Origin of the sequence: Streptomyces sp. NPDC057638, from assembly GCF_042800315.1 — a bacterium.
Taxonomy (GTDB): domain Bacteria; phylum Actinomycetota; class Actinomycetes; order Streptomycetales; family Streptomycetaceae; genus Streptomyces.
This window is the reverse complement of the sequence record NZ_JBHVHF010000051.1, coordinates 24,203-34,430: the sequence shown is the minus strand read 5'-3', so window position 1 is coordinate 34,430 and position 10,228 is coordinate 24,203. Positions and strand designations below refer to the sequence as shown.

The 10,228-nt window shown below is 72.9% G+C and carries 8 protein-coding genes and 1 pseudogene; 6 read left to right on the top strand and 3 right to left on the bottom strand.

Annotated features, from left to right (window positions below):
- Positions 1-177: pseudogene (locus ACFVIM_RS10360) on the bottom strand (N-acetyl-gamma-glutamyl-phosphate reductase); the annotation flags it as partial.
- Between the two features lie 848 nt (positions 178-1,025).
- Between ACFVIM_RS10360 and ACFVIM_RS10355 the strand changes: the two are divergent.
- The 5 genes from ACFVIM_RS10355 (at position 1,026) to ACFVIM_RS10335 (ending at position 6,450) form a co-directional block, all read left to right on the top strand.
- The gene (locus ACFVIM_RS10355) at positions 1,026-2,243 is read left to right on the top strand and encodes a hypothetical protein (protein WP_384300259.1); all 1,218 of its coding nucleotides are present in this window, start codon (positions 1,026-1,028) and stop codon (positions 2,241-2,243) included.
- A 39-nt stretch (positions 2,244-2,282) separates the two neighbouring features.
- Positions 2,283-3,527, top strand: a complete 1,245-nt coding sequence (locus ACFVIM_RS10350) for a hypothetical protein (protein WP_384300258.1) — start codon at positions 2,283-2,285, stop codon at positions 3,525-3,527.
- Positions 3,528-3,811: 284 nt separating this feature from the next.
- On the top strand, positions 3,812-4,267 hold the full coding sequence (locus tag ACFVIM_RS10345) for a hypothetical protein (protein ID WP_384300257.1): 456 nt from the start codon (positions 3,812-3,814) through the stop codon (positions 4,265-4,267).
- A gap of 344 nt (positions 4,268-4,611) precedes the next feature.
- Positions 4,612-5,568: an alpha/beta hydrolase gene (locus ACFVIM_RS10340; RefSeq protein WP_384300256.1), complete on the top strand. Its 957-nt coding sequence runs from the start codon at positions 4,612-4,614 to the stop codon at positions 5,566-5,568.
- Between the two features lie 336 nt (positions 5,569-5,904).
- Positions 5,905-6,450 carry a DinB family protein gene (locus ACFVIM_RS10335; protein ID WP_384300261.1) on the top strand — a complete coding sequence of 182 codons (546 nt, stop codon included), beginning with the start codon at positions 5,905-5,907 and terminating at the stop codon, positions 6,448-6,450.
- 221 nt (positions 6,451-6,671) lie between these two features.
- Here ACFVIM_RS10335 and ACFVIM_RS10330 read toward each other — a convergent pair whose 3' ends face one another.
- Positions 6,672-8,054: an erythromycin esterase family protein gene (locus ACFVIM_RS10330; protein ID WP_384300255.1), complete on the bottom strand. Its 1,383-nt coding sequence runs from the start codon at positions 8,052-8,054 to the stop codon at positions 6,672-6,674.
- A gap of 59 nt (positions 8,055-8,113) precedes the next feature.
- A complete protein-coding gene (locus tag ACFVIM_RS10325) occupies positions 8,114-8,953 on the bottom strand; it encodes a S1 family peptidase (RefSeq protein ID WP_384300254.1) in 840 nt (279 codons plus the stop codon).
- A 142-nt stretch (positions 8,954-9,095) separates the two neighbouring features.
- Between ACFVIM_RS10325 and ACFVIM_RS10320 the strand changes: the two genes are divergently transcribed.
- Positions 9,096-10,112, top strand: a complete 1,017-nt coding sequence (locus ACFVIM_RS10320) for a GlxA family transcriptional regulator (protein WP_384300253.1) — start codon at positions 9,096-9,098, stop codon at positions 10,110-10,112.
- The last annotated feature ends 116 nt before the right edge of the window (positions 10,113-10,228 follow it).

The window sequence follows — 10,228 nt, the reverse complement described above, 5'->3', positions numbered from 1 at the left end:
CTCCAGTACCCGTCGCGCGATGTCGGCGAGGTGCGGCTGCACCTCGCCGAGTCTGCGTCCGGCACTGCTGCGCGCCGTCACCGCGCCGATCTCCACCTCCGGATGCGCCAGCAGCAGGCGGAGGATCTCCCCGCCCGCGTAGCCACTGGCTCCGGCCACTGCGGCCCGTACGGTCATGCTCTCCGTCTCTCGCTGTCGGGGGGTTCGTCCGGTCCCGCCGTGCGCCGCTGTCGCGCCGACCGTGGTTCCTCGCGCCGCGCCGGAGCGCGGGGCGGGGTGTCCGGGGCGCGGACCATGCCGTGTTTCCGAACGGTCCGGAGGGGGGAATGACCGACGGCGGGCACGCCCATGGGTGACTCCCTCCCCTTCCGGTGTGCGCGGACTCGGAACCCCAAGATCTTCTTAGCTTAGCCTAACCTAATTTACCCTCGGTTGGGTCGGGCCCGCTCCCCTCGTTTCCGCAGGTGTCCGGGGTTCGCCCGGAGTTTCCCTTGAGTGCGGGTCAGGTATCGGCGGTCCCCGATGTGGCGCTCTGTCCCACCGATTCGCCCGGCCTGGCGGGTTCGTCCGGCCGGTTCGCCCGGTCCGGCGGGTTCGTTCAACGGGTCCGTCCGGTCCGGCGGGTTCGTCCGGCGGGTTCGCCCGGTCCGGTCGGCCGGGGTCACGGTACGGGGCGGTCCACCGCCTGACGGCACGGGCGGCGGGCCCGTGATCCCCCAGTGGCGTACCCGCCGGAAGCCCCCGTACGGCGACACACCCACAGGCCCCCACGGACACGGCGGTCGCATGTGCCCCTGGCGTATTCGAACCCCGCACGCACGGTGCCCCCGGTCCGTCATCCCTTGGTGTGGCTCTCCGCTCCGGAATATTGAAGGCGCGGCGACCGAACGGCCACAGTGACGTCACGGTTCGACCCGGCGGAGTGAAGCCCGTCGTCCTTCTCACTCCCCGGGCGAACCGTATGACCCACCGTGCTGCGGAGATTCCCGCAGGCCCGACGCCAGGTGGCAGAAAGGCGGACCGGAATGCTCACCGACGCCGAATACACCGCTGTCAAGAACCGGGCCCTCGGCCGTCTCTTCGCCATTCCCGGAGTGTCGATCGTCGGTATCGGGGGACGCGAACGCGAGGGCCGGCCAACCGGAGAACGCACCATCCGTGTCTTCGTCCGCGGCAAGCGCCCCCCGGCCGACCTGCCCGAGACCGAGATCATTCCCTCCGCCTTCGAGGGTGTACGCACCGATGTCGTCGACCTCGCCCCCGGGCCGCTCGCCGCTGCCCCCGACGGCGCCCCGCCAGGGCGGCCCGACACCCGGGAGTGGCGCGAGCTGATCGCGGGATCCCTGCTCAGCCCGTGTGTCACTGCCGGGCGACCGGGCACCGTCGGCTGCTTCCTGGAGGGGGCCGGTGGCGCGGTCTATCTCCTGGGGCACCGGCAGGCCCTCGGCTCGGCGCTCCCGGCCGTGCCGCCGGGGGCCGCCGGGGAATCCAGGTACTCCACCGAGCCCCGGTCCTGCCTCGCCGCCCCCGCGCCCCCGCTGCCCGGGGAATTCGCCGCTTTCGCCGACGCTCCCGGATTTCCCGACCCACCCGCCTCTCCCGGTGCGTCATCCTTTTCCGGCTTTTCCGGCTTCTCCGACACCTCGGCCTACGGGCCCCTCTCCGCCGACCAAGCGGAGGTCGGCCTCGCCCGCCTGCCGGCCGGAGTGCGCTGGTATCCCGACATCCTCGATATCGGCCCGGTCACGGCGACGCACACCATCACCCAGGAAGAAGCCGACACCCATGAGTGCGAGGTACGGAAAAGGGGCGCGGCCACCCGGCTCACCAGCGGTACGGTCCAGGCCGTCGAGGCGTCACAGCGCAAGCGGGGACGCTTCCACCACCATCTGATCGTCGTCAGGCCCACGGGTGCGGGCCGGGACGGCAGGCCGGACCGGCCCTTCTGTGCGGACGGTGACGCGGGCGCCCTCGTCGTCGACGCCTCCAACCGGGCCGTGGGGCTGCTGCTCGCCGGGTTCGGTGCCTCTCCCGAGGACCCCTCCGCTTTTCTGTGGGGCCGGGTGACCCCGATCCGGCGGGTGCTGGACCGGCTCCGGGCCGTCCAGGGTCAGCCGCTGCGGGTGGCCACGGCCAACCGGGCCCGGCAACTCCGTATCGTCCCGGGCCGTTCCGGGGCGCCGTCCGGTCCGTTGGTTCCGATGGGTGATGGCGCTTCCCGCTCGGCTGCCACACCACCGTAAAGAAGGATTTTCCGGAAAACGCCGGACTACCGTCGGACCATGATGAACGGCAGACAGACCGTCAGGAACGCGCGGGACCTCGCGGAGGTGCTGCGGACCGCCACCCGCCCGGTGGAGATCGTCATCGAGGGCAGCGTGGAGGGAGTGCCGCCGCTGACTCTCCCCGAAGGGGTGTCGCTGGTCGGCGCCGGGGGCGGGGCCGCTCTGGTCTTCGACGGCACGGACGGGGTCAGGCTCACCCGGGACAACCGGGTCGAGGGCCTGCGGCTGGAGACCGCCCCCACCGCCCGCGCCCTCCTCAACGACACCTCCGTCAGCGGGTTCGGCACCCTGGAGCTACGGGAGGTCGTCACGGTCGGCCGGGTCGAACTCCTCGCCCGCGACCAGGTCTCCTCCGGCCATGTGCTGGTCACCGGGCTGGACATCGAGGCGGCGGACGCCCGGGAGTGCCGCCCGCGCCCCGAGGGCTACAACGTGGAGGTCCGCCAGGGCGCCTTCACCCTCTACAACCAGCGGAGCGATTCCTCGGCCGTCATCACCTGCGAACTGACCGGAATCTCGGCGGGCCGCGAGGGCGCGCCCGTCCGGGGCAGCGGAATCTTCGTCTCCGGCACCCCCGGCGGCGGCCGGGTGAGCGGCGACCGGCTGCACACCGGCCCCGTCTTCTCCGACGGGGGCATCCCCGCGGGCACCCCCGACCAGATCACCGGCGGGGTCTTCGTCGTGTACGCCTCGTTCGGCGAGGTGGTCAACGAGGGGCCGGTCACCACCTACGGTGTCAATGACATGGTGCTCGACCTCTGGGGCGAGGTCACCACCTGGACCGCGCACGCACCCATCACCTCCCACGGCCCCAGCGGCATCGGCTTCGTCAACTTCGGCACCATCCGGCGGCTGACCCTGCGGGCACCGGTCGAGACGTTCGGCACCGGGGCCCGGGGCTTCAACGTCTACGACGGCACCGTCGAACGGGCGGAGTTCGACCGGGTGGTCACCCACGCCGACGCGGCCGTCGGGATCCAGCTGAGCAAACCGATCGGCGACCTCATCGTCCACGGGGGTATCGAGACCCACGGCGGATCCGGGGACAGCCTGGTCAAGGGGGAGATCGTCACCCTGCCCGCCGTCCCTCTCAGTCTGAAACCGGGTTCCCGCGCCCGCCGGATCCGTATCGACAGCGGAATCACGGCGCGCGGCGCGGGGGTACCGGTGATGGAGATCAGCGGATCCATCGAGGAGTTCGCCGTGAACGGACCGATCCGGAGCGCGGCGGCACGGGCGTAGGCCACCCCGAGCCCCGAGCCCCGGCCCTCTGCCTTGTGACCTGTGACCTGTGACCTGTGACCTGTGAGTCCAGCGTCTTGACCTCGGGCCTCGGGCCTCGGACCTCGGACCTCCGTCTGAGCCCTGACCTCTGAGCCCTGACCTCTGGGCCCTGGGTCCTGGGCCCGCGCCTTGGGTTCTGACCTCCGAGCGCGGGCGGGCACGGGGCCGGACGCCGTCGCCGCGGCGCCCCGTACCCTGCCGGTGTCCCCGTCCCTGTCGCCGTCTCCTCCCGGAGGTCCTCCATGGCCCGGCTCTCGCTCCGCCCCGGTGTCAACCCCGACGAGCCGGATGTGCCCGTCATGACGCTCGTCGTCGACCCGGACGGCCCGTCCGGCGAGCGTGCCGTCGCCCGTCTCGGTGACTGCTGTTACGAGGGTGACCAGGCGTTCTTCCTCGTGGGCACCGACGGCTTCGCCGAGCACACGCTGGACGGCGACCGGCTGGTGGTCGACCTCGCCGTGTACCCCTCCGTCCTGGCGCGGATCGGCGTGGACGCCGCCCCCTTCGACCGCCGGTCCCGGAGCGTCCCCGAGGCGGTGCTCGTCCTGAGCGCCGAGACGGTGGTCGACCGGAGGGCGTACGAGGGGGCCGCGCCCGTCGTCGCGGTCTTCGTGGCCCCGTCGGCGGCGGAGGCGGAGTCCTCCGGTGCGGAGGAGGACGACTGGCCGATGGTGGTGGGTCTCCTGACCAAGGAGTGAGCCCTGGGCCGTGAGGGGTGTCGGTATCGGAGAACGGGTGTCAGGGCCATCCCTGGGAACACTCCGGGGCGATCTCAGGGGCCGGTCAGGGCTATGACCGATAGGGCCGCGCCCGTTCTGGCGCGAGACTTGAGGGAACCTCATCACCCCGTGACCGAGCCCGAGAGAGAGGGTCTCCCATGCCGTCACCCTGGTCCGCTTCCGCTTCCGCTTCTGCCTCCGCCCCCGCTTCCGCCTCGCGCCGACTCGTCCTGTCCGGAGCCCTCGCCCTGGGCGCCACGGCGGTTCGCGCCGGGGCCGCGCCGCCTGCCGCCGCGTTACCGGGCGCGCCACGGGCACGTGTGGTGGGGGAGAAGTACGCCGGACGCCGGATCGTCGATCTGACCGTGGCCTCACCCGCCCTCGCCCGTGACGCCCAGGTCAGACTGCTGACCCCGAGGGGGTGGCACGGCCGGGGTTCGCCTCCTCCCAGGGCTCGCCCGGGGGTGTCCTCCGACACGGCCCCGCGGCCCCGGCACCACTGGCCGGTGCTCTGGCTGCTGCCGGGCGGTGACGGCGACCATCTGCCGTGGACACGGGAGTACGGCATCCAGCACCTTCCCGAGCTGTGGCACACGCTGGTGGTCATGCCCCAGATGCCGCTGTTCGGCTTCTGTACCGACTGGTGGAACGGCGGCGCGGGCGGCCCCCCGGCCGTGGAGGCGTTCCATCTGCGCGAGGTGCTGCCGCTGGTGGAGCGCCACTACGGCGGCGGCCCGCGCCGGGTGATCGCGGGGCAGTCACAGGGCGGGTTCGGCGCGCTGTCCTACACCGCGCGCCACCCGGGGATGTTCCGGGCCGCCGCCAGCTACAGCGGCTTCGTCCATCCGCACCAGCACCCCCACGCCGTGCGGGCCGCCATGGAGTATCTCGGCCTGGACTGGCTGGCGCTGTGGGGTCACCCCGAGCGCCAGCGCGCGGTATGGACGGCGCGTGACCCCGCGTATCTGACCCATCGGCTGCGGGGCGTTCCGGTCCATCTCTCCTGCGGTGACGGACGGCTGGGACCGCTCGATCCCCCGGACACGCCGCCCGACGAGCACATCCCCGGGCTGGTGGATCCGGCGAACCCCTTCCCCGCCGATGTCCTCTCGCCGACCGAGGCGATCATGCTGGAGGAGAACCGGGCCCTGGCCCCGCTGCTCCGGGCGGCGGGCGCCCGGGTGACGACCCACTTCCACTCCGGTACCCATGACCCGCCGTACTGGGCCCGTGAGCTGCGGGCCTCACTGCCCACACTCCTGGCGGCGCTGCACGGCTGACGGCGGGGACGGCAGGCGCGCGGGGCTGACGGCGGGTCCGGCCTCCCGCGGTCTCCCCGGTGGCGCGGCGCTCGGGGGACGGTCACGGTGGAGAAGGCCCCGTCGGCGTGCGGGCCCGCCCCACCGGGCGGGACGGCGGCACCGGACAGGCCGGACGGGACGGGCCAGGCGGGACGGGACGGGTGGCACCGGACAGGTCGGGCGGCACCGGACGTGCTGGTCCGACGCGGACCGCGCCCCTCCCTGACCGATGCCCATCGCGGACGAGAACTGACCGCGATGGCTCCTAACGTGGTCCTCGACCGACGGAACGAGAACGACCGGAAGGCGCAGCCCATGACCGTCAACGAGCCCACCACGACCGCCCCCGTCCTCAGCGGTGAGCGGGCCGACCTGCTCCAGATGCTCGCTCACCAGCGTCACTTCCTCCGTTTCACCACCCGGGACCTCACCGACGACCAGGCCCGTCAGCGCACCACCGTCAGCGAGCTGTGTCTCGGCGGTCTGATCAAGCACGTCACATCGGTGGAGCGGGGCTGGGCGGCGTTCATCGTGGAGGGACCCTCGGCGATGGGCGACTTCGACAACATGACCGAGGAGGACTGGGCCGCCCGGGAGGCCGAGTTCGCGCTGCGGTCCGACGAGACCCTGGCCGGTGTGCTGGCGGAGTACGAGAAGGTCGCCCGTCACACGGACGAGCTGGTCGTCTCCCTGCCCGACCTGGACGCCTCCCACCCGCTGCCCGACGCCCCGTGGTTCGAGTCCGGCGCGCGGTGGTCGGCCCGCCGGGTCCTGGTGCATATCGCCCTGGAGACCGCCCAGCACACAGGCCACGCGGACATCATCCGTGAGGCCCTGGACGGCGCCAAGAGCATGGGCTGACCCGCCCGGACCGGACCCGCGAGGACCCGCCCCCGCCCGCCACCCGCCCGGACCCGCGAGGATCCGCCACCCGCGCCCGCCCCACCCCGCCCGGCCCGCAGGCCCGGGACCCCGGCTGGCCGGCCGATCCCGGGCCCAGGACCCGTGGCCTCCGCCCGACCCGCCAGGTCCGGGCCGAGCCCGTGCCGTACACCGGCGGCTCCCCGCCCCTGCCCCCCGCCCTACGTCAGGATCCGGGCCCCCGCCACCCGCTCGAAATGAACCAGCACGTCAAACGTACGGCCGAGGGAGACCGGCAGGGGCTCGCTCGGATACTGCGAGGGGATGACGAAGGTGGGCCGCGCGCCCGCCAGCCAGGGTCCGGCCGCCGGAGTGCGGGCCAGGCTCCGCAGATCCACGTAGTAGTCGCGGTGGCGGACCCGGTCGATGGTGTGCTCGTTGCTCCCGGGCGCGGCGGGCCCGGCGGTGAAGTAGCCGGGCTTGCCGGTACCGCTGTCCGTGGCCCAGTACTCGCCGCCGTGGAGGGTGGTGCCGATCGCGAGATAGCGGGAACCCATCAGCTCGCGCAGATAGTGGCCTTGCACCACGGGGTGGGTCTCGGGGAAGGGGGTCTCGTAGCCGAGATGCCCGTTGTGGGCGGAGAGCAGGATCCTCCCGCCGGTGTGGCGCTGCCACCAGACGGTGTTCTCGGCCATGGCGCGGTCCCGCAGCCGGTTCAGCTCGGCCATCTGCGCCGGGTCGTTGAGGTCCCGGGCGAAGCCGGAGGTCATCTGGGTGATGACCCGGGCCTCCTGGAGCACCAGCGGATCCACCCCGCCGGAGCGCTCCAGCAGCCGGAAGGCCGCCGTCACATCCCGGTCCAGACTCTGGCGCCGCTCCAGCGGCATGGTCAGCCAGCCGTCCATCCGCTCACCCGCGTCGGCGGGCAGCGCCAGCATCCCCGCGTACCGCTGGCGCAGTTCGGGCGCCAGCGTGGGCCGGTGGCCCGCGGCCCAGTCCAGGATCCGCCGGATCTGCGCCGGGTGGACGTCGTTGATGTCGTCGCCCAGCACCCTCAGCCGCCGCTCGGGCGCGAGGGAGCGGTTGTACTCGCGCATCCAGGTGAAGAGCGTCAGGAACTCCTCGTTGTTCCAGTCCGCGTACGACTGCTGGAACTCCTCGCGCATGATCTGCCGCAGGTCGCCCTCGCCGTTCCGTACGTAGGCGTCCAGCCGTGCCCCGGACGACCAGGAGGTCTCCAGCGCGAAGGTGGTGAACCCGGCGGTCCGTACCAGTTGGCGGAAGAGCCGGTCCTTGAGCTGGAACAGCTCCCGGGAGCCATGGGTGGCCTCACCGACGCCGACGACGGTCGCGCTCCCGACCATCCGGGTCAGCGCGGCGAGGTCCCCGCCGCGCGCGGCGGGGTCGGCGGTGCGCAGCCGGTGGGAGTGCCGCTCGATGTCCTCGATGACGGCCCGCGCCGTGTCCGTGGGCGCGGTGGACGCCGCCGCGCCCGTCCGCTCGGGCACGGCGGTGGCGACCCCGGGGGCGACGGCCCCCAGGGAGAGCGTCAGAGCGGTGGCGAGGAGCAGTCGACGGCTCGTCGGACGGTTCAGGGCGGTCATCTCTCCTGCTGTCCGGTCGGTGGGCCGGTACGGTTCGGTCCCGCGGCCGGGCCCGGACATCATCGGTGGTCCGCCGGGTCGGCGAGGGTCCGCGCGATCCAGGGGCGGAACGCGGGCACACTGGTCCAGATCCCGGGGCCGTTGGCGCAGTTGGCATCGCCGTTCCCGTCCCGGCTGGTGGCCCCGATCAATTCCCAGCGTCCGGCCGCGCGCCGCAGCAGGGGTCCGCCGGAGTCCCCGCCGCAGGCCATCACCCCGGGCCTCGGGCCGGTCTGGCACAGCTCGCGGGCGGCGTCGAGCGGGGCGGTGCACACTCCGGGCGCGGCGGTGCGCAGTCCGGCCTGGCGCAGCCGTTCGGGGTGGACGGAGCCGTTGGGGGTGGTGATGCCCCAGCCCAGGGCCCGGGTCGCGGTTCCCTCGGGTCCGGTGCGGGCGGCGATACGGACCGGCCGCTCGGAGACCGGCCGGTCCAGCCGGACCAGCGCGATATCGAAGTGGTCCCGGCCGGAGACGTACTTCGGGTGGATCACCGTGCGCTCGATGGTCCGGAGGGAACCGCCGGAGCTGCGGTTCTCGCTGCCGATCCGGATCTTCCCGGTCGGGTCGGCGCCTATCGCGGTGTCGAAGCAGTGGGCCGCGGTCACCACCCACTGGGAGTCGATCAGCGATCCGCCGCAGTGGCCCAGCTCCTTCATGGGGATCGCGGCCATGAACCCGTACCGCTCGGTGGACTCCTCCCCGCCGACGATCGCTCCGGCGGTGCCGGAACCCAGGGTCATACCGAGCGCCGCCGAAGCCACCGCGACGGCGGCGGCGCGTGCCCCGCGCCGCCGTGCCACCCTGCGGCCCGGGGAGGCGTCGCCCGCCGAACGCCGCCGCCATGACATGCCGTTGAACACAGAGCTGTCCCTTCATACGGAGTGGTGGAATCAGAGATGAGCCGCCGGGCGTCCCCTCGCTTCCGGTGCTCCTGAACCATCCTGCTGACACGGCTACCCGCGAAAAAGCGTCACCCACGTCATGGACCGCTAAATTCTGCTCATGTCAGTGATCGCCATCCTCGTGGCCGACGGCGTGCCCTCCCAGGAACTGACCATCCCTCCCGCGGTGTTCACCACCGCTGCCCGGGCCTACCGCCAGGTCGTGTACGAGATACGGATCGCCTCCGCGACCGGCTCCCGCACGGTCACCACGGGCGAGCCGCCCCTGGACTTCGCCGTGCCCTGGGGGATCGAGGCCCTGGACGGCGCTGGCACGGTGCTGGTGACCGGGCACGGCGCCCATCGCGACCCACCGTCTCCGGAGGTGGCGGAGGCCCTGCGCGCCAGCGCCGCGCGGGGCTGTCGGATGGCCGCGATCGGTACCGGGGTCTTCACCCTCGCCGCCACCGGCCTGCTGGACGGGCGCCGCGCCCTCACCTCCTGGCCGCACCAGAAGGACTTCGTCCGGCTCTTCCCCCGGGTGCGGGTGGAGAGTACGGGCGATCCCACCGTCGTGGACGGCCCCTTCCACACCTCCGCCGGGGTCCTCGGCGGCCTCGACCTCTCGGTCGACCTGGTCGAGCGCGACCACGGCTGGCGCGTCGCCGCCGGGACCGCCCGCCAGATCATGCTGCCGCTGTACGACAAGGTGGTGGCCGACCGGGAGGAGCTGGAGCGGGAGATCGGCGACCGGACCTCGATCGAGGCCACCACCCGCTGGCTGGAGGAGAACGTCCACCGTCCCCTCACCCTGGCCGACATGGCCGACCACGCCAAGGTCAGCGTCAGCAGCCTCAACCGCCGCTTCCGTCAGCGGACGGGACTCTCCCCGCTCCAGTACCTGCTGCGGGCCCGGCTCCATGAGGCCCAGCTTCTGCTGGAGAACACCGAGCTGCCGATCGAGCGGATCGCCGCCCGTACCGGCTTCGGTTCCCCGGCCAATCTGCGCCACCACTTCCAGCGCCGCACGGGCACCTCCCCCCGCGCCTACCGGGCGGCCCACCGTCGGCTGACGCGGGTGTCGGCGCTGCGCGAGGAGACCCGCGACGAGAACGGCGAGACCCGCGACGAGAGCTGAGCGGCCCCCTGGGGGTGCTCGGCCCCTGGTCGCGGGAACGGCACAGGGCGGTGCCGGTGCCCCTCGTACGCCTTTGTACGGGGACACCGGCACCGCCCGGTGTGGGATCAGCGGTG